The following is a 22,666-nucleotide window of genomic DNA, read 5'->3' on the forward strand; positions in this document are numbered from 1 at the left end:
TTTTGTTGCTATTTATTACATATGAATTACATAGTAATACCGAACAGTTTATCCTTAGAATCATTCTTATCATTACGCATATTTCTAAAGAAGGCTACAGCACATAAAATATTTAAAGTAATACTAATCAGTGCTACTGTCATGCTTAATGAGGCATTTCTGGGTACATGAAGCTCCATTGATTCTGTAAAACGAGGGGCTGTGAAATAATACATGAACCATGCTGCTAAAGTGAAGGCACGAGCCTGGAGCCAAGTACCTTTTTTAATAAAGAGTGATGGAATAGTACAAGAAAGAATTACCATAAACTGTGCTGATGCAGAGCCTGGGAAGTTTAGATATACGAAAACAAAGTTCCAGACATCATAAGCGAGTATCCACAAAACAGTCATCTTAGGCCAAACCATGTCATGCTCCTTGCTATTATCGATATGTATGCCCTTCCATCCATAGAAGAGTGTGATAATAGAAAGAATACCTGCAATTCCATTTAAAATATTTGGTGCAAATCCTAGTGAGAAATCCTGGGTTACAGCTTCAGTAATATTTAGTGCTATAAACATTCCAGCGATTAATCTAGGAAATACCCTTTTGCTCAGTTTTGTATACCTCATACATGTAAACCATATACATGCCGTTACAACAGAGTATACTTTCGCCCATTTAAACCAATAACTTACTCCATGACTAGCCCATAAGGGTATTAGTGCAAAGGGTAAAATAAAGTAGAATATTATAGTTGGAAATTTAAATCTTCTAAAGATTTCATTAAGAGCCATTAAAACTACTAAGATTAATATCCAATGAACAAATGCTATACCATTTTTATGTTCTTTAAAATCAGTCTCGTAAAAACCATCTTTATATGCAATGGTTTTAGCATCAATGAATTTAAATAAAACCTGCTCACCTTTATCAAAATCAACTATATTGGCATTTGGACCACTAGTTATTTTAAGATTATCTCCACTTTTCTTCCAAGTTTTATCTTCTTTTTCATCATGACCGCCATTTTGCTTAATAACTGTAACCGTGCCATCCTCACGAAAATTAAATCGATAAAAAAATGACCCTTCTCCTTGTTTCCCATCTACAATTCCTTGCCAAGTTCCTAGATTTGGATGATTATTAGCAGTAAACTCATTACTAGGTTTCGCAGATGCTGAAGTCACCATAACCATAAATAAAAAGATACTAATGACAAAGGTTTTAACAGCCATTTTGATTTTTTTCATAGAAAAACGCCCCCCTTTATTTATTAACAAATTTTTTTAACTCATAACCCCCAATTTAAAATTCTAATAGTATAAGTAGCTTATGAACTTATGGATTCAACTTTGCCACGACGGAAGCTGGCCCCGGATTTTCCTGTGTGAAGCTGCCAAGTGTGCCAGAATACATATGGTATAATCAATATTGCGTTTATGAAACCCCAGTATTTTAAGACATTTGGGTTAAACCACGCTGAAGAATCCATGAGTGCAGGGAACAGGTTAGGTAGGCAGGCACGAAATAGCATGTGTGTTGCGAGTGTGTATACCCTAGCAGTAATATAAAGTTCTGGACGTCCTTTGATAAGTGGATATATTTCTGCCGCCAAAAGGATACATACTGAACTTGCAAAGAAATTATGACTTTCACCATATACGAAGCATAGATTCCAGGTTGTATATAGGAAGTTCCAAGCAATTGTAGTGTATGCCAGTAGATCACCACGGTCGCCCTGGTCTGTGGATAGCTTCCAAAATTTTGGAGCATAGGGCATGGTTACGCAAAGTAGGAAACCACAGAGTGAGTTGAAGTAGTTGCCTGTTTGCAAGTCTTTTACAGTGGCTTCCATGATATTAAGGAATAGCACGCCAAATAGTACACCAAGCACCCAGTCCTTTTGAAGGGCTGTCCAAAACTTACCTTGCCTTTTTTCATAGGCGGCAACTCGAGAAAATCCTAAAAAGATGGTGGGAAGGATAACGCTTATGATTTTAAACCAACGAAACCAGCCTACTACGCCTCCTGACATAAGCCAGATCGGGAAAGTTAATAATGATGCAAGCCAGAACCAGTTTGAAAACTTATAGTATTTGCGCATGCAACCTACTATAACTAGGAGTAGTGTAAAGTAAGAAGCCATGGAAAGCACATACTTCCATACAGGAATGTTCATGATAATGTCCCCCTTTTTTTTGACAGACCACAAAATGCACAGGATACTAATATTTAGTATTCTGCGAAGTAAGATGAATATAGTTGTATTTCTTAAAATGTAAACGAAAACATAACAAGCGTTCGGTATAATAATTATTATAGCATTTTTAATGTTAATGTCAATATATAACTGTAAAAAAATTCTATATTATTAAATGTGAGGAAGTATTGTATTTTAATATAGTCGAAAAATGTAAGCAATATGCTATAATGGGAGTGAAAACAATAGGTTTGGAGGTGGAAAACGCATGTCAATAGAGGGGAAATCACGAATTATTCAGGCGGCGAAGAGTGTAATTAGTCGAAGTGGTATAGCGGGCGCCACCATGAGAGGCATTGCTGAAGAGGCAGGTCTTAGCACCGGGGCTATATACCATTATTATAGCAGCAAGGAAGATATTCTCTATGAAGTTATGGATGAGAGCCTTTCGGAAACACTGCGAATAGCTGAGGAAAGTAAGGGAGTAAACCGCAGTCGTGAGGAGCTTGTTGAAGAAATCTTTGACAATATAGTTAAACGATTTGAAAAGACTGACGAAAATCGTATTCAGTTATATCTGGCTCAGGAAGCCATTCAAGGCAATTCTGAACTTAAGGAAAAATTTAAGGAAAAATATCAAGAATGGGTATGTAGGACAGAGGAGTTAATGCAGCATATGTATGGAAAAGCACCAACCAAATATAATAAGGCATTGTCATCCTTACTTATTGGAGCCATCGATGGCATTGTAATGCAACTTCTACTCGGTGCGAATCCCGCTGAATTGGATGACATTTTAGAGGTATATCATCAGATTCTTAAAGAGGGAATTCCAAAGTTTTTGGACCAATTGGCTGAGATATAAAATAAATTTGTAGAGAAACTTATAAAATTAAATTAAATAGAATATGAGCCTAAATCTTGATTCGCTTTGAATTGGGGTTTAGGCTTTTATATTTTGTTTTAAGTAAATAGGTTGTGACTACATGTGGTTTTTAAAGAAAAATATGTTGAATGTTGTTTTTATGTTTGGATTAAGACACAAAGTAATAATAAAAACAAAGATTTAACAACAAACAAACATTTACTTAATGTTGATTTAACATGGGATTCCTATAATGTAATTGTAAGTTGAATAGAAGGAGGCAACAAATGAAGATTACAGATCATCATGTTCATACAGAATTTTCAGGTGATTGCAGTACACCCATGGATGGTATTATTAATAGAGCTGCGCAGCTAGGATTAAAAGAAGTAATGTTTACGGACCATGTGGACTTTGATTATCCAAGTGTGGATATATGTTTTGAAGTAGATTATAAAAAGTACATAGAAGTTCTTGAAAAACTTGCAATTCAATATAGTGAGATGGATATCCTTGTAGGAATTGAAGTGGGATATCAGCCAGGTTTAAATGAAAGAATAAATGAATTATTAAACTCTTACGACTTTGATTTTGTAATATGTTCAATACATGCCTGGAATGGGGCAGAGCTCGACAAGGGTGATTTGTTTAAAGGGCGAAGTCAAGAAGAAGGTTACAGAGCATATTTTAAAAGCATTAAATATACTATTGAGAACTTTGATAATTTTGATGTGATTGGACATTTAGATTTTATAGTTAGATATGGAGATTTTGAAAATAAGACCATAAGATATGAAGATTATAAGGATATATTAGATGAGATATTGTCAATGATAATAAAAAAGGGAAAAGGTATTGAGCTTAATACATCAGGATTAAGATACAAGCTAAGTTCCATGCATCCTAGTCCGGAAATATTAAGAAGATATTTTGAACTTGGTGGAAAAATTATTACATTAGGATCAGATGCTCATGTTTTAAAGGATTTGTATGCAGATTTTGATAAAGCAATAGTGCAGCTTAAAGAAATTGGGTTTAGTGAAATTACAACATATAAAAACAGAAAACTAAATTTTATAAAAATATAATACAAATTACATACTATGGAGGTTTTATTATGAATTATAAAAAACTTTTAACGGTAATGCTTGCATCAATTATTGTAACCACTTCAATGGTGGGCTGTGGAAAAAAGGTAGAACAAAAAACAATAAAACAAAACATTAGTGTGGCAGAATTAACTACATTGGCAAAGAGTGAGGGACAGGTTGTAAGTGTTGGTATGCCAGATAGCTGGGCAAACTGGAAGGGTACATGGAACGACTTAAAAGTAAAATATTCAATTAACCATTCAGATACAGATTTATCAAGCGCTGAAGAGATTGCAAAATTTGAAGCTGAAAAGAAAAATCCAACAGCTGATATTGGTGATGTAGGTGCGGCGTTTGCTCCTGTAGCAGTGGAAAAAGGGTTGACATTACCATATAAGACTTCATATTGGAAAAGTGTACCAGACTGGGCTAAGGATAAAGAGGGCAATTGGATGGTAGCCTATACAGGCACAATGTCTATTTTAACGAATAAAGATTTAGTTAAAAATCCTCCGAAATCTTTCAAAGATATTTTAAATGGAGATTATAAAGTAACTATTGATGATGTTGCTGGGGGGAATCAATCACAAATGGCTGTTTTAGCAGCTGCTAAAGCTTTTGGAGGAGATGAAATTAATATTCAGCCAGGTCTTGATTTCTTTGCAAAACTTGCAAAGCAAGGGAGACTAGTTGTTAACAAAAATGATTTAGCAAGTATTGAAAAAGGAGAAGTTAAGGTTACTCTTGTTTGGGATTTTAATGGATTAGGTTATAGAGAAAAGATTGATCCAAAGAGATTTGATGTATGTATCCCAAGTGAAGGAAGTGTTCGTACAGGATATTCAACTATAATAAATAAATACGCGCTGCATCCGTATGCCGCAATGCTTACTCGTGAATATATATTTAGTAATGAAGGACAAATTAATTTAGCAAGGGGATTTGCAAAACCTGTACGTGAAGATGTAAAGCTACCAGAGGATGTTAAAGCTAAGTTAATACCAACTGATCAATATAAAAATGTTAAATCAGTAGATTATAATACATGGAATAAAACAGTTAAAAATCTTCCACAGTTATGGCAAGAACAAGTTTTAGTTAACATTAAATAAGTTAGATATCCATTACTGTATTAGAAAGAGGTAGCGTAAATGTTTAAAAATAAAAAATCATTATTGTTTATAGTACAAGCTTTAATACCTTTTGTGGTAATAACTTTGTTATTCTTGTTATTGCCAAGTATTATGATGATTATAGACAGCTTTAAGAGTGGCAGTGGTAGTTTTACTTTAGAAAATTATAAAACATCACTTACTAATATGTTTTATTTAAAAGCAATAAGCAATAGTATTCAAATATCACTAATTTCTAGTTTAATTGGGCTTATAATTGCTTTAGTATGTGCTTATTCTATTTCTAATTTTAGTGAAAAAGTACAAAATAGTATTATTACAATATTAAATATGACTTCAAATTATTCAGGTGTTCCACTAGCTTTTGGATATATTGTACTTCTTGGAAACACAGGTATGTTTGTTCTATTATTTAAACATTTTGGATTAAACGGATTAAATAATTTTAATTTATATTCCTGGATAGGGCTTATTATAACCTATGTTTATTTCCAAATACCACTAGCTATAATGGTTTTATATCCATCATTCTTAGGTATAAAAAAAGAATGGAGACAATCTGCAATGTTACTTGGAGCAAATTCAACTCAATTCTGGACTAAAATCGGCATACCAGTATTACTTCCAAGTATAGTAGGAACACTAAGTATTTTATTTGCAAATGCTATGGGTGCTTATGCTACGGCATATGCTTTGGTAGGAAGGAATTATAATTTATTAACTATAAGAATCGGTGCCTTGGTAGTTGGTGATATAATGCCCGAGCCTCAGCTTGCTGGTGCATTAGCAGTAATCCTTGGAATAACTACGATAAGTATGATGATAATAAATGAAAAAATGAGTAAATACATAAAGAGAGGATAATATATGAAAAAGAAAATGTGGTTGCACAAAACAATAATAGGGGTACTTATGATTTATCTTTTACTTCCCATAATAGCAACCTTTGTATATTCTATAGCAAGTGAATGGTATAAGACAATATTACCTCCATCATATACACTAAACTGGTATAAAAGTTTATTTAGTGATACGAGATTCTGGGATGCTATGGGACGTTCACTGTTTGTGTCTATAGTTCCAGTAATAATTAGTTTGGTTGCGATACTTCTAGCACTTTTTGTAGTAACTGTGTATTTACCAAAAGTTGAAAAGATATTACAGACCATAGTATTATTGCCTTATGTAATCCCAGGAGTAGTACTTGCAATTGCTTTAATTAAATTGTTTTCCAATGCTTTTGGTGATTCAGTATGGCTGCTTATATTTGCTTATACAGTATTTATACTACCATTTATGTATCAAGGAATTAGAAATAGTTTAAGAAATATAAATGTTAAACAGTTAGTTGAAGCGTGTGAACTACTAGGAGCAACAAAGATAAAAGCCTTTACAAAAGTAGTTGTTGCAAACATAATGCCTGGAATAAAGGTTTCCGTTTTATTATCATTCTCAACATTGTTTGGTGAATTTACATTAATTAATCTTCTTATTGGTGGAAGATATGAAACAATACAAATAATGCTATATAAAATGCTTAGGGAATCCGGTCATATTTCCAGTGCATTGGTTACAACATATTTTTCAATTATCCTCGCAATATCTTATATTGGGTTAAATTTAAGCAAAGGCATACAAACACAAAAAGTACAAAGGTAGAGGTGGAATAAAATGAGTTTTTTAATTATAAAGGATGTTGAAAAGAGTTTTGGAGACCTAAAGGTATTAAAGAAAACTTCATTGTGTATTGAAAAAGGGCAATTAGTTACGTTGCTCGGTCCTAGTGGAAGTGGTAAAAGTACTCTTCTTAAAAGTATTGCGGGACTTGAAAGTATAGATTCCGGCTCCATTATAGTTGATGGAGAGGATATAACAAACAAAGAGCCAAGAAATAGAGATGTAGGTATGGTATTTCAACAATATGTCCTTTTCCCTAATATGAATGTTTATGATAATGTAGCTTTTGGTTTAAAGCTAAGAAAAATGAACAAAAATGATATAGATAAAAAAGTTAAAGAAGTTTTAAAATTAGTTGAACTGCAAGATAAAATATATTCATATACGCATGAACTGTCAGGTGGTCAGCAGCAGCGTGTTGCTTTAGCACGCTCCATAATATTAGAACCTAAAATACTACTTTTTGATGAACCTCTTAGTGCATTAGATAGGAAAATTAGAAAAACCTTACAAATACAAATTAAAAAAATCCAAAGAGAATTGGATATAACAAGTGTATTTGTAACCCACGACCAAGAAGAAGCAATGATTATTTCTGATAAAGTGCATGTAATGAATAATGGTATAATAGAACAAAGCGGCATGCCTAAAGAAATATATAATAATCCTAAGACTTCATTTATAGCGAGATTTATTGGGAATTATAACGTGCTTAGTAAAGATGATTTTGAGCAATATTTCAAGAAAAATATAAATACTAGTGAAGTTGCAATAAGACCTGAAGTAATACAAATAACCAAAGAAGAACTGGGAAATGATGTAGAATATAATTTAAAAGATTGCATCGTCACGGATGTTTCAATAATAGGGAATGTAATAAGATATGAAACTAGAAAAGATAATCTTACCATGAATATAGATGTTATTAATAATGATATTTATGATACTTTAGATATAAGCCTGGGAGATAAAGTAAATATATTTGTACCTAAAAAGCAATGTATATTTCTTACAGCATAAATAGTGGAGAAACAATATAGTGATATAAAATAAAAGCAAGTTATTTAATAATAGGAGGCAAAAATGAATAAAGTTATATTGGTATTACTAGATGGATTAAATTATGACACAGGCAGATCTAGAATGGGATTTTTGAATCATCTTGTAGAAATGAAAAAGGCTCAATTATACAAGGTAGTATCTGCACTCCCCAGTTTGTCTAGACCGTTATATGAGACTATATTAACAGGAACAAACCCAATAGAGCATGGAATTACTAACAATAGTGTTAATAGAAGATCTATTGAAGAAAGTATATTTAGTATAGCAAAAAAATCAGAATTAAAGACAGGTGCAGCTGCATACCATTGGGTAAGTGAGCTTTACAACAAATCACCCTTTAATTATATGGATGATAGAATCCAAAATGATCCTACAATGAATATTCAAAATGGTATGTTTTACTTTGATGATGCTTACCCAGATAGTCATTTGTTTTTAGATGGTGAGTACATAAGAAAAACTTGTGATCCAGACTTTTTATTTATACATTCTATGAATATAGATTTCTTTGGTCATTTATATTCTTCTGGGTCTAAGGAGTATAGAAAAAAAGCATTAGAGGTTGATAGTATATTATCAAATTTTGTGCTAACCTGGATGGAGCAGGGTTACCAAATCATAATTACTGCGGATCATGGAATGAATTCTGATTGTGATCATGGCGGGATAGAAGATGATGAAAGACATGTTCCAATGTGGACCATAGGAGAACAATTTGTTGATGCTGATTGTTGTGAAATAAATCAACTATTAATTGCACCAACAATATGCAGAATGTTAGGGCTAGCTCCTAGTGAAAAAATGATAAAGGAAAAGTTTATAGGATTAAAATAATTGGGTAAAGGTGATTAAATTGGCAGTTTTTTTAGATGAAAGAAAAAATTTTATATTGTATGAATTAGATAATTATGAAAAAGTATCAGTTACACAACTTGCAAAGAAATTTGGAGTTACTACAGAAACTATTAGGCGAGATTTAGATACACTAGAGGCTGAATATAAATTAAAGAGAATTCATGGCGGAGCAATTAAAATTTCATTTGATAGAAAGGAACCTTCTCATATTCAAAAAAGAAATGTATATAGAGAAGAAAAACAAAGAATAGGACAGAAAGCAGCAAGTTTAATAAATGATAATGATATAATAACTATAGATGCTGGAACTACAACCTGTGAAATACTTTATCATGTAAAGAATAAGAGAAATCTAACAATTTTACTAAATACAGTAGCGGGACTTAATATAATCATAGACTTTAAAAATAAAGGAATTTTTGATGGAAAGATAATTTTTCTAGGTGGGGAAATTAATTCTGATCAATTATCCTGCGTTGGACCTATAAGTGAAAATCTTTTGAAGAATTTCTATGTAGATAAGGCATTCATTGGAGTTGGTGGCGTAAGTCTTCAAAATGGACTAACGGGCTATGATGTTAATGAGTCTAACCTTTCAAAAAAAATAATGGAAAATTCTAAGGAAGTTATAATAGTTGCGGACCACTCTAAAATTGGAGTAAGAAATTTTTATAAAATAGCTGATATTGAAAATGTTAATGTAATAGTTTCTGATGTTGAGGCTCCTAATGAATGGGGTAATAGTTTGAATGAATATGGGATTGATTGGATTAAAGCATAAAAACAATTTAGAAAATACAGGAGTATATCTACACTTTTAGGGAAAAAGCGTGAAGGACGAGTCTCAATTTAGAGATTTGTTTTTGAGGCTTTATTTTTTTGAAAAAGGAGATGTTTACAATGAGCATAATAAAAGTTGATAATCTTTGCAAAACTTTTAAAGTAACTATTTGCTACTAATATTTCATCCATAACTTTACAAATTGCTTATTGACTATACTCTAACTATATAGTTTATAGTGGAGAGGTAAATATATTGTGGATTTAGCAGTAAAAGGGGGAGGAAATACGAATGAATGTAAGTAAAAAAATGATTTGTTTTTTGTTATGTATACTGAGCAGTGTCTTTATGATCAGTTGTTCATCAAAATCCAAATCGGAAATCAAATTTAAAGCAGGTACATATACGGGTACAGCAATAGGACATAATGGGCCAGTCAAGGTTGAAACACAGTTTAGTGATGATAAGATTGTATCAGTAAAAGTATTGGAGAGTTCTGAAACAGCCGGAATAGGGGAAGCTGTAAATGAGCGAATGCCAAAAAAGATTGTTGAAAATCAAAGCCTTGAAGTGGATATGGTATCAGGAGCATCGGAGGCAAGTGAGGCTGTTCTTAATGCTGTTGCAGATTGTTCAAAGCAAGCTGGGGTAGATCCACAGAAACTCAAAATAAAAAGAGACAAGCCCAATATTGGAAAAACAGAGAACATGTCTGTAGATGTGGTTGTTGTTGGTGCAGGAGCAGCAGGTACTTCAGCAGCACTTGCAGCAGTTGATTCAGGAGCAAAGGTACTTGTATTAGAGAAAACATCTATACCAGCAGGTGCAGGTACTGTGGCAGGAGGAATGTTTTCAAATGGTAACTCATTGCAAAAAGCAGCTGGGATACCAGATGCTTCAGAGTGGCTATATAAAAAATATATGGAGAATAGTAACGGTAGAGCAGATGGTAATCTTGTAAGAGCAATTATAGATAAATCTGGTTCCACTGTGGATTGGCTTATTAAAAATGGTTGCAATTTGAATATGGCAGATCCAGGGGTAGGTGGACAACCAACTCATATAAATGATCCAAAAACATTTGTAGGATATACAGATGGAGGAACTAAAGGAATTATGAATTTGCAAGCTTCTATTGAGAAAAAAGGCGGAAAAATATTGTTTGATACAACTGGTGAGCAACTTATAAAAAACAAGCAAGGTGAAGTAACGGGAGTTATTGCACAACAGTTAGATGGTACAAAACTAAATATTTCTTCAAAATCTGTTGTTATTGCCACAGGCGGTTATGGCGGAAATGCTGAAATGATGAAGGAAAATTTTGGTGAAAAAGCAAGATTAGGTGCTATTAATTCTGCAAAAGGTGATGGTATCAAGATGGCTTGGAAGGCAGGCGCTGCGGAGTCTGGGAGTCATGTAGGTCAGTTTTTCTTTATAAATGCAGGACCTGAGGCAGAAACTATGGAAACAGCTGGTGATGTGTGGTCATTAGCAAGTTCTCCACTTTTATGGGTGAATAAGGATGGAAATCGTTTCTGTAATGAGGAAGCTACCTTTGAGTATGCAGTGGCAGGAAATGTTTTATATGAGCAGCCCGGCGGTATGGCATGGGTAATATTTAATCAGGATACTGTTGATACAGTAAAACAGAAGGGTTTTATTGCTTTAGCAGATATTTACGGAAAATGGAAAAACAAACCACAAAAATATATGGAGTTTAATGAACCCGTTGATACAGAAATACTAAACAAGTGGCAAGAGACACCATATGATTTACAACCATTCTTAGAAGAGGGTGTAAAAGCAGGGGAAGTTGTTAAAGGAAGTTCAATTGAAGAATTAGGACAAAAAGCGGGCATGGATAAACAAACCTTTGATACATCAATAAAAAAATATACTGAAATGACTGCTAATGGAAAAGACACACAATTCTTTAAAAATCCAAAGTATCTATATAAATTGGACAAAGGACCTTATTATGCTATGAAGATTACTACAAGAATGCTTGGAACTATAGGTGGCGTTAAGATTAACGAAAATATTCAAGCAGTTAATGCAAAGGATAAACCTATTCCAGGACTTTGGGTTGCAGGATCAGATGCTGGTGGAATGTATGGAAACAGCTATAGTATGTTTGAGGGTGGTACTCTAGGATTTGCATATAATTCTGGCCGTATAGCAGGTGAAAATGCAGCGAAACATGCGTTAGGTAAATAAAGGTGCATTACTTTAAAAGCTAATCTATATACATGGGTATCATAATTAAAAAACTTTATTTTTAAAGCATAAAAAACAACATATGAATCTAAGCCCCTATTTGGGGCTTTTTTCTAAATATTGTTTTTTTATATTTTTATGAAATGTAATCTACGATATACACATCTTCGTTAAAAACTGATAATCAAATCAGTGTTTTGTCGGACTATATTCAAAGGATAATGGAATTATTTCAAGGAGGGGATTTCAATGAAAAATAAAGTTAGCACTAAAATAGTTATTGCTATAGTGAGTTGTTCGATTTTAGTATCAGCAATTGTGGGAATTACAAGCATTGTTAAATCCACAAGTATAATTAAGCAGGAAGCCACAGAGAAACTATTAAATATAGCTTCTAGTAGAGGAAATGAATACACAGTACACACTACAAAAGTGGAAAACACTGTGAAGGAGTTATCTGGACTAGTTTTAGACACAATAGAAGTTTCTAAGGTTAAAGACCCGAGCTATATAAACACATACGAAAAACAGATAAGTTCTTTAATGAAGAGTTTAGGTGATAGCAATAATGGGATTGTAGCGCTATATATAATTTTTGATCCTAAATTTACAGGTGGAAGTAAGACTTATGATGTAGCTTATAATTATGAGGAGCAGAAAAAGCAAAGCTGGATGGCTAATGATGGTTTAAATTTAGAAGATTTTAAGGAAAGCAATGCCGCTATGGATTGGTATTATAGCTCAATTAAGGCTAAACTAGGAGTGTGGTCAAAACCTTGTATAGACCCAGTACGTAAAATAAATGTGATATCTTATACCATGCCAGTATATGCTAATAATGAATTAGTTGGAGTTACAGGTATGGATATTTCCTTTGAAAGTTTGAGAGAGATAATTTTAAATACAAAGATATATGATACTGGTTCTGCATTTTTGCTAGATAAGGAATATAATTTTATAGTTGATGGAAAGAAAAAATCTACTGATAAACTAGATGCCTTAGAAAATGGAAAATATAAATTTATAACTAATGAATTAAGAAATAAAAAATCAATGGTGCTCGAGACAAATTTTGAAGGACATAAGCAGATGATAGGTTATTATACTTTGAATAATGGTCAAATTATGGGAGTGAAAGTGCCTAGCTCAGAAGTGTTCAAGAATTTAAATAATTCAATATATATTATTGTTTTAATTATAGCTCTAGGATTTATAATTTCAATAATTATTGCATTAGTTATTGGCAGGAAAATATCTAGACCAATAGAAGTTGCAACAAGGTTTATAGGTAAATTAGCTAAGCTAGACTTAACGTATAATGACAAGAATCTTAACCAAATGCTATGCAGCAAAGATGAAATAGGCTTTATGGGAAATAGTTTAATAGAACTAAGGGAAGAATTAATAAAGGTCGTTGAAGAATTAAAGAAGGATTCTGCTGAGGTATTAGAATATTCAAATACTATTTCTGTCAATGCGGAGGAAACAACATATTCTATTACTGTTGTGGCGCAAACTGTTGAAGAATTAGCTAAGGGAGCTATTGAACAAGCGGCAGAGGCTCAGGATGGCTCATATAAATTGAATATACTTGCCGGCGAGATAGAAGAAGTTGTGGTTAGTATTACTAATCTTAAAGAATATTCAATAGAAATGGAAAAAATGCAAGAGAAGGGTAGTAATGCAATTAAAGAACTTAATGTAAAGCTTGGATTAAATGTACAAGCTACTGAAAAAGTTGCGAATAATATAGAAGAACTATCAGATAAATCAAGCTTAATAGGGAAAATTATAAGTACCATTCAATCTATTGCAAGTCAGACAAATCTACTAGCTTTAAATGCTGCAATTGAAGCAGCAAGAGCAGGTGAAAGTGGGAAAGGCTTTGCAGTTGTAGCAGAGGAGATTAGAAAGCTAGCAGAAAAAACAGCTAAATCTACACATGAAATAGATGATATAGTAAAGCAAATTCAAGATGAAATAAGTTTAGGCAAACACAATATGGATGAAGCTAAAAATACTGTTAAACAAGCAAATATTGTAATGATAACATCTACAGAAGCCTTTGAGGTTATCGGAGAAGCAATATATAATACTAAATCAAAAATACAGTGCATTGCGTCTAGCATGAATACATTAGATAGTGGAAAAGAGGATATAGTTGACGCTATACAAGGAATATCTGCAATAACGGAGGAAGCTGCAGCATCTACGCAGGAAGTGGCTGCAACTATGGAGCAGCAAGAAGCTGCAATTAAAACTGTATCAGAAACCGCAGAAGAATTAAAAGAATTAGTAGTTGTATTAGATAAAATTGTAGGTAAATTTACTTTGTAAAACTTTAGAAGTATATTTTTATATCTTCTAAACTCCCATTAATACTGCTTTCTACTGCCATTTTTGCATTCATATAAGCACCTAAACCAAATAGAATCACAACCACAGCTCCATCCTCAGAATATATTTTCTTTATGGCAGCTTATACCAATAAAAACTCTTTTTTTACTTCTATTTAATGTTCCATTTCCTTCAGTATCTTTATCAACATAAATGAAACCATATCTTTTCTTCATTTCTCCAGTTAATGCTGATATTGTGTCAATACATCCCCAAGGAGTATATCCCATAAGTTCCACTCCATAGATCCTGTAGGACTTTGAATATCCTTAAATAACTTGTATGATAGGTATCAAGTACCTCCATTTATTGTTGAAAATGGGCAAGAGCAATTGCAGTAATTTCTCTAATCAATGGTATTTCTTGAGGATTATATTAAAGATAGTGATATTGACATAATTCAGCATAAAGCATATAGTTTATTCTGAGTTTATGAAGTTATGGAGGAAATGAAATGGAATTGCGATTTACATCTGGACAGGTCTGTAAAATGTTCAACATTACTAAACAAGCACTGCTTTTTTACGATAGAATGGGTGTTCTAAAACCCAAATATGTAGATGAAAATAACGGATATAGATATTATGCCTTAGAGCAATTAGACCTCTTATACCTAATTTTATCACTCAAAGAAACAGGAATACCACTAAAGGAAATCAGCGTACATCTTGAAAGTAGAACAGCAGAGAAAACTATTGCCATATTAGAAAGTCAAATCGCTGAAATTAAAAACAAAATTGTGAATCTACAAGCAATAGACAAAAACCTACACAAAAACCTTGTTCACATAAAGCAGATAGAGAATTCAAAAGAGGGGGACGAATATAGCCTAAAGTATTTACCGGAACAGTATTTGATTGTGATGCCTGTGCAAAATTTCAATGGATTGCCGAATTACACCTTAACTATATCGAAAATAACAGAATACATAGTAAATAATTTAAGTGTATTTTCTTGGGATTTAGGATGTATATCAACACTTGACTCATCTGCGGATTTTAATTCTGATGAAATGTTTGCAGCAATTGATACCAAGGTAGAGGATCAATATTTTAAATTGAAACCAGCAGGATGGTATGTTTGTACCTATCATTATGGTTCATATTGTGAACTAGATGACACCTATGAGAAGCTACGTGAGTATATAGAATCGAAAGGCTTTACAATTACCGGAAAAGGCTATGAGAATTACATTGTCAGTATTCTTGCAACAAAAGATGACAGCAGATATATTACAGAGGTTACAGTAGCAATTGAAGATTATGAATTGAATTTGAAAAATAGTGAAAAAATGATGAAAGAAAAGTTGAAGGGCTAATAAAATAAAAGAAACAAAAAACTTGAGGGGTAATAGTTTGAATGAATATGGGATTGATTGGATTAAAGCATAATTTAGAGTAGAAAAAGCTTATGAAAAAAGGTAGTTCATTTTACGAACTACCTTTTAATATATATTATATTTAATTTTTAACTAAGTCGAGCATAGTAATTATTTTTTTAATTAAAGTATTGTTCTATGTCTTTTACATATCTTAAAGACCTCTTACTTATAAATTTGTACTACCCTCTAAAAATTTAATCTGAACCATTGGACTATCCCCTTTCTATTAGCAAATTATTTGGTTTATCTAATGAAAGTAAATATCTAAGTGGAATCATTTCCACTTTTTATATTGGTTTAAATCTTGTTTATAAATACATAATAGCATGGTAATATGTATTTGTAAAGAGTTATTTTTAAATAATAATTAATATTGTGTGAACACTAAAAAAATCAAAAATAATAATGTTGTTTTCGAATTAAATTTATAGAATGCTAATTATAGTTTTTAGGTAAATAGTGCATAAGGTAAGAAAAAACGATATAATAAAGTAATTGGTGGTGATAAAAATGAACCGTAATCAACTAAACAATTTAATAAATAACTTTGAGCACTCTATTGAATATTTAGAAGAATTAAGAATTAAAAGCTTTTATAAAAGCTTTGCAAGCTTAAACAAACAGGTGTCATTAAATGAAACACTTGCTACATATACTAAAAATGATTTGGATGATATAAGGAAGGATTTACATATTTCAGGTATCAGCTCATTAAATAAGCAAAAGCTTGCTGAGGCTCTTGAGGTTAATATTAAAAGATTACTCCCCGAAATATTGAAAAAATTTACGGATATTGAATATAAATTAGTTAAAAACATGGTAAAACATAAGGGTATATTAAAATATAAAGAGGAATTATTTAAGGGATTCTCTTACTTAAGACGATTTGGTATTATAGGCTGTTTTAAAGATAGCAATGATCAAAATTATATTTTTATACCTGAAGATATATTAGAAGGTATTAATTCATTAATAAACGACATAACTATTGTGGCTGAAATAAAGCAAAATGAAAAGGTAACTGTGCTTTTAAAGGGTCTTTTATTTTATTATGGGGCAATACCTTCCCATAAAGCACATGAGATGATAACTAATTATATTAAAAAAGACTTGGGTATGGTTACTATTTTTAATATTATATATGAAAGTTCAATAAAAGATAATGAACTGTATTTTCATAAGGATCACTGGTATTTAGAAGATATTATGGATATAGATGAGTTAATTTCTCAGCATAAAATGAAAAGCAATTTGGATTATCTTTCGCTTATTGAAAAGCAAGTAATAGATGCCTCTAAATCTGATTTCGTGGAGTGGAATGAATATGATAGAAAACTAATTAATTATCTGTGTGATAATTTTGAAATTTCAAAAGAACAAGTCATGGGATACATTGAAGACATTAAATTTAATTTTAAAATTGGTCGTGATTTTAATGAGATAGTAAAAGAGTTTTCATCAAATTTTGAGTTAGAAGATCTAGAACAGCTGAATGAAGTGGTAGAGCTAATTATTGCTGTTTATAATAATTCTATACAATGGGTTTTAAAAGGGCATAGTCCAAGTCAGGTAGGTAATGCAGAAAAAAGTCATCTGCAGTCCGTTCCAGATAATACTAAACAGACTTCAAATACTACACAGGCTTTAAATAATAAAATTGGTAGAAATGATCCTTGTCCCTGTGGCAGTGGTAAGAAATATAAGAATTGCTGTTTAAAATAGTTTTCTGAATTTCTAAAGAAAAGGTGGTATTCATTTGAGAGAAATTAGTTTTAATGAGATCGAGGGATTTAAACTAGGTCACGCAAAAAATGAAAAAGCAGTAACAGGTTGTACAGTTGTTATTTCAAAAGAGGGAGCAACTGCAGGAGTAGATGTTAGAGGCGGGGCTCCAGGTACAAGAGAGACAGACCTTTTAGATCCAGTTAATCTTGTAGATGTGGTTCATGGAGTTTTTATTTCAGGAGGTAGTGCCTTTGGACTTGATGTAGCAACTGGAATAATGGAGTATTTAGAAGAGAAGGATATTGGTTTTAAGGCGGGATTAACAAAGATCCCTATAGTAACAGGAGCGGTGTTGTATGACTTAAGTATTGGAGATAGTAAAGTAAGGCCAGATAGAAAAATGGGCTATGAAGCCTGTGTGAATTCAGAAAATAAAGTGGAATCATATGGGAATGTAGGAGCTGGACTTGGGGCAACTGTTGGGAAATATAGTGGAGCAGAATTTTCTATGAAGGGTGGCCTTGCAACCTATGCCGTGCAAGTACGTGATTTAAAGGTAGGAGCAGTAGTAGCTGTTAATTGCATGGGTGATGTAGTAGATCCAAAAAATGGTGCAATAATTGCAGGAACCTTAAATGATTCTAAGGATGGTTTTGTTAATTCAGAAGAATTGCTTATAGGTGGGTATGGTGAAATAGAGAATCCATTTATAATGAATACTACCATTGGTATTGTTGTGACAAACGCTAAGTTTACCAAAGCTCAGGCAAAGAAAATAGCATCTATGGCACAGGATGGTTATGCTAGAACAATGAGACCTTCCCATACTATGTTTGATGGTGATACTATATTTGCTCTTGGAACAGGTGAGATTGAAGTGGATGTAAATCTTGTAGGATTATTAGCTGCAAGAGTAGTAGAAGAAGCAGTATTAAGAGGGGTTAAAGATGCAGAACCTATTGAAGGATATAAGGCGTACAAGGATTTTTAAGCTATTGTAAATAAATGATTGAGAATTAATAATATAGAAAAATATCATAGTAACTCTGTTTTAGAGTTAAGAAGGAGAAAAATTTATGGCTATTAGGAATATTTTATTTGATTTGGATGGGACTTTGTTGGATACAAATGAATTAATTATACAATCATTTAAACATACTTATCAAAAGCACTTGAACAAAAAAGTGGATAACGTGGAAATTATCAAAAATTTTGGAGAAATCTTAAAAATCACCTTAGATAGGGAACTTGGTGAGGCCGGCGCTGAAGGTATTAAAACCTATCGGGATTTCCAAGTTGTAAACTTCGAAAAGCTAATTACCATCCATAGTGGGATAAAGGAAGGGGTAATAGAGCTTCATAGGCAAGGCTACAAGCTTGGAATTGTAACTTCTCGTTTAAATGATTCCGCCTTGAGGGGATTAAACCATTTCGGACTTACGGATTATTTTGAAAGTATTGTAGGAGCAGATAATACAGATGTACATAAGCCAGACCCTACTCCAGCATTAATGGCTTTAAAAGAATTGGGAGGAAAACCTGAGGAGACATTGCTTGTGGGGGATAGTACCTATGATATCTTATGCGGAAAAAATGCAGGCATTGCATCAGTGCTTGTGGGTTGGAGTGCACTACCTATGGATATTCTCATGAAATGTGAACCTGATTATGTTGTAGATAGCATGGAAGAGTTGGTATCATTGGTTGAAAAATTAAAAGATTAGTCCGAATTAACGGATTAATCCACTCCAAATTAAGGTCTTAGTTTAATATTATTTGATACTAAGCGTCTATAACCTGGGATATAGGTTCCTAAAATTTTAACTCGCCAAAGGAGACATACTAATATATGGAAATAAAATCAATAAAGGGAAATACATTTTGCATTGATACTGGTATGACATACATACCTTTTTATAAAATAAATAATGAAGAAATTATTATGTTGGATTCAGGATGGGCAGAAGGCGAAAGAGAAGGAATAGATAAACTTCTGGAAAAAAATAATTTTAAGGTAGTTGCTATAATATGTACTCATGCTCATATTGACCATGTAGGAAATAATGCATTTTTGAAGAAAAAATATAACTGCATTATAGCTATGCCAGCCTATGAAGCTCTTATTTGCAGTTCCACAGTCAATCTCAAGCTTTATTATAATAGTCAAACATTATCCGAAGTTACAGAGCATTTTGGACATATGGTTTGTGAAACAGACGTTATGATTTTGGATAACCAGGATAGCATAACAGTTCGTGGCATTAAATTTAAGATTCTGCATACTCCAGGGCACAGTCCAGCACATATATGTATCACTACTCCTGATGATGTTGGATATATAGCAGACGCCCTTATAAGCTATGAAGTCATGAGGGGTGCTAAAATGCCCTATGCTTATATCCTTAGTGAGGATTTGAAAAGTAAAGTAAAGCTTTATGACTTAAAATGTAGCAAATATGTAGTGGCACACAAAGGTATGTATGATGATATTACAGAACTGATAACTGATAATATAAATTTTTATAAAGGTAGAGCGACCACAATATATAATGTCATAGAAGGTGCTATGACAATGGAAGATATATTAAAGGCTGTTATTGAAAATTTTAATATTCATGTAAAAAGCAAATATAGATATACCATAATAGTAAGAATGTTAAGGTCCTATGTTGAATATTTAAATGAAACAGGAATGATAGAGTTAAATATGGATAAGGGATTTCTAAAATATGGTGCCACCCACGTGGCAAGTGGCAAGTTGTAAGAACCCTGGATACCTGTTTATACGTAGATTAAAAAGCAAAATAAAAAAAGCATTCATAAAATGAATGCTTTTTTTGGTGCAGATGACAGGAATTGAACCTGCACGCCGTAAAGCGCTAGATCCTAAGTCTAGTGCGTCTGCCAATTCCGCCACATCTGCATAGATCGTGGTTAATGAAAACGTTCCATCAACATAAATTATATTATCATCTATACCTATATATGTCAATACATTATTTCATTTATTTTAAAGATTTATTTCTTCAGTAAAAGTTAAAGACCATACATTTCCTGTGTTTACAACAACATAGGAGAGGTATGGTCTATTTTTCTGGTACTACTTTTAATTTTTTAATGAAATCAGACATTTTAGTCATATAAATTTTATGATTCAAAGCACATAGGTATTATCAACAAATTCACTATGATACCATTTAAAGTAATGCATTTATTATTTTGGTTTCATTGTCATTAGTTATTGTGCCTACAGCAACGAGGGTATCAAGCCTTCTATGTAATTCTAGTTTTTGTGTATCAGCATTGGGAATTTTAGCAAGATTTATAACAGCAGCCCTTTGATCAGCATTGATAGTTCCATCTGAAATTAACTTATCAAGTTTGGACAATAAAATGTCATTAATAGCTTTAGAGGTGGATTCGCTGCAATAGGCAAAGCTATTTAATATAGTAATTTCTTGATCTTTAGTTATAGTTTTACTTGTAACAAGGGCATTAATATCTATCAGGTCTTCTGAGTTGATATTAGAAATAGGATATAAATTCATAATTTCTTTTTGCTGGAACTCAGTAATAGTTCCCAGGTCTACAAGGGTCCCAAGCCTGGCGCTAAACTTATCCACAATGGCTTTTGAAATAGAATTCTTATAAGTTGTAAAAAGCTTGGCTATAATAGCTTCATCTTTTTTAGAAACTGTTCCAGTAGAAGATAATTTATCAATATTTGAGTTTGTTAAAGGTTGTTTATAAGTTACAAGATATTTTATTACAGCGGCCTTTTGTTTTTGGTTAATACTGCCGGAAGTAACCAGATCATCTAATTTACCTATAATATCCATACTGTTTTTATAATGTTGCGAATTTGAGGTATTGCTATTTGGTGATTTATTTTTTGATAAAGTAAGCGCGTAAGCGGGTGAACCTGAACCTGATACAGATACTATGATTGCTAATGCAGCAATTTTATTAAATTTAACATTTTTTATCTTTTTCATCATTATTGCCTCCAAATATGTATATTTTGTGTGACCTCTGAAATTTATATTCAGTTTATAAATATACCGTATTTATAGCCTATTATATTTTAATGACAATGGAGTGACAAATTTGTTAACTTTTAGTGAAGGCTACACTTGGGAATATTGATCGGTAACTATTTATTCAGAGGGAGATCCCGTAAAAACTGATATAAATGAGACCTATAATTTTTCTCTAGATTTAATATTCCAGCTGTTGAGTTTGGACCCTGTGGTGAAAATTGGCATGGCGATGATGAATACGTCACGTTTAAGTCTGTGGAATTATATAAAGAGATTTTAGTGAAATTTGCAAAGGATTTCGTTAACGAGGAAAATAAAGGGTAGTGGTAAGTTTATAGATTTGGGTTCAGTAATAAATTATATTTAAAGGGAGTTCATTAAATGAACTCCCTTTAAATATCTTAGTTATTTTTCATATTTTAAAATTAATTGTATATTATATTTTTCTGCATCATTTAATTCTCCATCAGAGCCTTTAAAGTTAGGATTTGGTGTATACCAAGTTTTTTTACTAAAATAGCTCTTAAATGTTTCACCTTTAAATACAAGCCCATGTCTAGCATAGATTTCATTTCTAGCTAAGGTTAAATTTTCTTTGATTAATTTAGAAACATCAGCGTCTATTAGCTTTTCACTTCCGCTTTTAGGGAAAATATAGTAATCAGGTGAATTTATGTTACTAATATCAGTTTTAGCTGTAGATGCAGGAACATCTGGTTTTATATTAGCATCTTTTTTAGGGGTAGTATCAGTAGGTGCAACCTTATTTTTTGGCGTTGTCTCTTCGGATTTTTTAGAATTATCGGAGAGTAATTTTGAAATAGAAAGATAATAACTACCAAAGCCTACAGATAATAATAGTATTAAAATACCAAGGATAATAAAGCCTTTAGGTTTAGTTTGTTTACTATTAATTTTTTTTGAATTAGCTTGTTTAGTATTAACTTGTTTAGAATTAACTTCTTTAGCTTTAATTTCTTTAGTATTAGTTTCTTTTGAAGAAGTGTCCAAATTAAAAGTTGATTTTTTTTCATTAGGTACTAAATTATTATATATATTTTTACTACCACATTTTCTGCAAAAATTTGTGCCATCTTCTAATTGATAGCCACATTTAGAACAATACATAAATTATCGTCTCCTCACTAAGCGTATAGTATTTATTATACTAAAACTTTATAGGTTATAAGATATAAAAATCATAAATTAATAATAAGTTTATATATCTTGATAAAATCTTCTATAAAATCTATAATA

The 22,666-nt window shown here is 32.1% G+C and carries 19 protein-coding genes, 1 tRNA gene and 2 pseudogenes; 16 read left to right on the forward strand and 6 right to left on the reverse strand.

Annotation, left to right across the window (positions count from 1 at the left end; translation table 11 throughout):
- Positions 1–26 precede the first annotated feature (26 nt).
- Both G9F72_RS06215 and G9F72_RS06220 read right to left on the reverse strand, forming a co-directional pair.
- A complete protein-coding gene (locus tag G9F72_RS06215; protein ID WP_164956461.1) occupies positions 27–1,235 on the reverse strand; it encodes a DUF5692 family protein in 1,209 nt (402 codons plus the stop codon).
- A gap of 80 nt (positions 1,236–1,315) precedes the next feature.
- On the reverse strand, positions 1,316–2,164 hold the full coding sequence (locus G9F72_RS06220; protein ID WP_202054831.1) for a hypothetical protein: 849 nt from the start codon (positions 2,162–2,164) through the stop codon (positions 1,316–1,318).
- A 289-nt stretch (positions 2,165–2,453) separates the two neighbouring features.
- On the opposite strand from G9F72_RS06220, the gene G9F72_RS06225 reads away from it, so the two are divergent.
- The 10 genes from G9F72_RS06225 to G9F72_RS06270 all read left to right on the forward strand — a co-directional run bounded on the left by G9F72_RS06225 (position 2,454) and on the right by G9F72_RS06270 (position 14,203).
- On the forward strand, positions 2,454–3,050 hold the full coding sequence (locus tag G9F72_RS06225) for a TetR/AcrR family transcriptional regulator (RefSeq protein WP_164956463.1): 597 nt from the start codon (positions 2,454–2,456) through the stop codon (positions 3,048–3,050).
- 287 nt (positions 3,051–3,337) lie between these two features.
- Positions 3,338–4,138, forward strand: coding sequence for a histidinol-phosphatase HisJ family protein (locus G9F72_RS06230; protein ID WP_164956465.1), 801 nt, complete (start codon positions 3,338–3,340; stop codon positions 4,136–4,138).
- A 29-nt stretch (positions 4,139–4,167) separates the two neighbouring features.
- Positions 4,168–5,253: an ABC transporter substrate-binding protein gene (locus tag G9F72_RS06235; protein WP_164956467.1), complete on the forward strand. Its 1,086-nt coding sequence runs from the start codon at positions 4,168–4,170 to the stop codon at positions 5,251–5,253.
- 39 nt (positions 5,254–5,292) lie between these two features.
- Positions 5,293–6,138: an ABC transporter permease gene (locus tag G9F72_RS06240; RefSeq protein ID WP_164956469.1), complete on the forward strand. Its 846-nt coding sequence runs from the start codon at positions 5,293–5,295 to the stop codon at positions 6,136–6,138.
- A 3-nt stretch (positions 6,139–6,141) separates the two neighbouring features.
- The gene (locus G9F72_RS06245; protein WP_164956471.1) at positions 6,142–6,933 is read left to right on the forward strand and encodes an ABC transporter permease; all 792 of its coding nucleotides are present in this window, start codon (positions 6,142–6,144) and stop codon (positions 6,931–6,933) included.
- A gap of 12 nt (positions 6,934–6,945) precedes the next feature.
- Positions 6,946–7,971, forward strand: a complete 1,026-nt coding sequence (locus G9F72_RS06250; protein ID WP_164956473.1) for an ABC transporter ATP-binding protein — start codon at positions 6,946–6,948, stop codon at positions 7,969–7,971.
- A 63-nt stretch (positions 7,972–8,034) separates the two neighbouring features.
- Positions 8,035–8,847 (forward strand): alkaline phosphatase family protein, encoded by an 813-nt coding sequence (locus tag G9F72_RS06255; protein ID WP_164956474.1) that lies wholly within the window; start codon positions 8,035–8,037, stop codon positions 8,845–8,847.
- 19 nt (positions 8,848–8,866) lie between these two features.
- Positions 8,867–9,649: a DeoR/GlpR family DNA-binding transcription regulator gene (locus G9F72_RS06260; protein ID WP_164956475.1), complete on the forward strand. Its 783-nt coding sequence runs from the start codon at positions 8,867–8,869 to the stop codon at positions 9,647–9,649.
- Positions 9,650–9,940: 291 nt separating this feature from the next.
- On the forward strand, positions 9,941–11,866 hold the full coding sequence (locus tag G9F72_RS06265) for an FAD-dependent oxidoreductase (protein ID WP_164956477.1): 1,926 nt from the start codon (positions 9,941–9,943) through the stop codon (positions 11,864–11,866).
- A 249-nt stretch (positions 11,867–12,115) separates the two neighbouring features.
- Positions 12,116–14,203 carry a methyl-accepting chemotaxis protein gene (locus G9F72_RS06270; RefSeq protein WP_164956478.1) on the forward strand — a complete coding sequence of 696 codons (2,088 nt, stop codon included), beginning with the start codon at positions 12,116–12,118 and terminating at the stop codon, positions 14,201–14,203.
- 132 nt (positions 14,204–14,335) lie between these two features.
- Here the strand turns inward: G9F72_RS06270 and G9F72_RS06275 are convergent.
- A pseudogene (locus tag G9F72_RS06275) lies at positions 14,336–14,505 on the reverse strand (family 1 glycosylhydrolase); the annotation flags it as partial.
- Here G9F72_RS06275 and G9F72_RS27550 point away from each other — a divergent pair.
- From G9F72_RS27550 to G9F72_RS06300, 6 genes and pseudogenes are all read left to right on the forward strand, one after another.
- Positions 14,506–14,586: pseudogene (locus tag G9F72_RS27550) on the forward strand (6-phospho-beta-glucosidase); the annotation flags it as partial. It lies immediately after the preceding pseudogene.
- A 131-nt stretch (positions 14,587–14,717) separates the two neighbouring features.
- A complete protein-coding gene (locus G9F72_RS06280; protein WP_164956480.1) occupies positions 14,718–15,581 on the forward strand; it encodes a MerR family transcriptional regulator in 864 nt (287 codons plus the stop codon).
- Between the two features lie 573 nt (positions 15,582–16,154).
- Positions 16,155–17,366 carry a YecA family protein gene (locus G9F72_RS06285; protein WP_164956481.1) on the forward strand — a complete coding sequence of 404 codons (1,212 nt, stop codon included), beginning with the start codon at positions 16,155–16,157 and terminating at the stop codon, positions 17,364–17,366.
- A 34-nt stretch (positions 17,367–17,400) separates the two neighbouring features.
- Entirely contained in the window at positions 17,401–18,360 is a 960-nt protein-coding gene (locus tag G9F72_RS06290; protein WP_164956482.1) for a P1 family peptidase, read from the forward strand.
- A gap of 85 nt (positions 18,361–18,445) precedes the next feature.
- Positions 18,446–19,093, forward strand: coding sequence for a pyrophosphatase PpaX (gene ppaX / locus G9F72_RS06295; RefSeq protein WP_164956484.1), 648 nt, complete (start codon positions 18,446–18,448; stop codon positions 19,091–19,093).
- Positions 19,094–19,218: 125 nt separating this feature from the next.
- Positions 19,219–20,133 (forward strand): MBL fold metallo-hydrolase, encoded by a 915-nt coding sequence (locus G9F72_RS06300; RefSeq protein ID WP_164956485.1) that lies wholly within the window; start codon positions 19,219–19,221, stop codon positions 20,131–20,133.
- Positions 20,134–20,207: 74 nt separating this feature from the next.
- Here G9F72_RS06300 and G9F72_RS06305 read toward each other — a convergent pair.
- The 3 genes from G9F72_RS06305 to G9F72_RS06315 form a co-directional block, all read right to left on the reverse strand.
- Positions 20,208–20,292, reverse strand: a tRNA-Leu gene (locus tag G9F72_RS06305).
- 274 nt (positions 20,293–20,566) lie between these two features.
- Positions 20,567–21,364 (reverse strand): hypothetical protein, encoded by a 798-nt coding sequence (locus G9F72_RS06310; RefSeq protein WP_164956487.1) that lies wholly within the window; start codon positions 21,362–21,364, stop codon positions 20,567–20,569.
- Between the two features lie 450 nt (positions 21,365–21,814).
- Positions 21,815–22,537 (reverse strand): YARHG domain-containing protein, encoded by a 723-nt coding sequence (locus tag G9F72_RS06315; RefSeq protein ID WP_164956489.1) that lies wholly within the window; start codon positions 22,535–22,537, stop codon positions 21,815–21,817.
- Positions 22,538–22,666 lie beyond the last annotated feature (129 nt).

The sequence above is a fragment of the Clostridium estertheticum genome (assembly GCF_011065935.2).
In the GTDB taxonomy this organism is placed as follows: domain Bacteria; phylum Bacillota; class Clostridia; order Clostridiales; family Clostridiaceae; genus Clostridium_AD; species Clostridium_AD estertheticum_A.

Bases quoted from the DNA above. Each gene is read 5' to 3' on its own strand.
- G9F72_RS06215 (WP_164956461.1), bottom strand. From the start codon at position 1,235: ATGAAAAAAATCAAAATGGCTGTTAAAACCTTTGTCATTAGTATCTTT.
- G9F72_RS06220 (WP_202054831.1), bottom strand. From the start codon at position 2,164: ATGAACATTCCTGTATGGAAGTATGTGCTTTCCATGGCTTCTTACTTT.
- G9F72_RS06225 (WP_164956463.1), top strand. From the start codon at position 2,454: ATGTCAATAGAGGGGAAATCACGAATTATTCAGGCGGCGAAGAGTGTA.
- G9F72_RS06230 (WP_164956465.1), top strand. From the start codon at position 3,338: ATGAAGATTACAGATCATCATGTTCATACAGAATTTTCAGGTGATTGC.
- G9F72_RS06235 (WP_164956467.1), top strand. From the start codon at position 4,168: ATGAATTATAAAAAACTTTTAACGGTAATGCTTGCATCAATTATTGTA.
- G9F72_RS06240 (WP_164956469.1), top strand. From the start codon at position 5,293: ATGTTTAAAAATAAAAAATCATTATTGTTTATAGTACAAGCTTTAATA.
- G9F72_RS06245 (WP_164956471.1), top strand. From the start codon at position 6,142: ATGAAAAAGAAAATGTGGTTGCACAAAACAATAATAGGGGTACTTATG.
- G9F72_RS06250 (WP_164956473.1), top strand. From the start codon at position 6,946: ATGAGTTTTTTAATTATAAAGGATGTTGAAAAGAGTTTTGGAGACCTA.
- G9F72_RS06255 (WP_164956474.1), top strand. From the start codon at position 8,035: ATGAATAAAGTTATATTGGTATTACTAGATGGATTAAATTATGACACA.
- G9F72_RS06265 (WP_164956477.1), top strand. From the start codon at position 9,941: ATGAATGTAAGTAAAAAAATGATTTGTTTTTTGTTATGTATACTGAGC.
- G9F72_RS06270 (WP_164956478.1), top strand. From the start codon at position 12,116: ATGAAAAATAAAGTTAGCACTAAAATAGTTATTGCTATAGTGAGTTGT.
- G9F72_RS06280 (WP_164956480.1), top strand. From the start codon at position 14,718: ATGGAATTGCGATTTACATCTGGACAGGTCTGTAAAATGTTCAACATT.
- G9F72_RS06285 (WP_164956481.1), top strand. From the start codon at position 16,155: ATGAACCGTAATCAACTAAACAATTTAATAAATAACTTTGAGCACTCT.
- ppaX (WP_164956484.1), top strand. From the start codon at position 18,446: ATGGCTATTAGGAATATTTTATTTGATTTGGATGGGACTTTGTTGGAT.
- G9F72_RS06300 (WP_164956485.1), top strand. From the start codon at position 19,219: ATGGAAATAAAATCAATAAAGGGAAATACATTTTGCATTGATACTGGT.
- G9F72_RS06310 (WP_164956487.1), bottom strand. From the start codon at position 21,364: ATGAAAAAGATAAAAAATGTTAAATTTAATAAAATTGCTGCATTAGCA.
- G9F72_RS06315 (WP_164956489.1), bottom strand. From the start codon at position 22,537: ATGTATTGTTCTAAATGTGGCTATCAATTAGAAGATGGCACAAATTTT.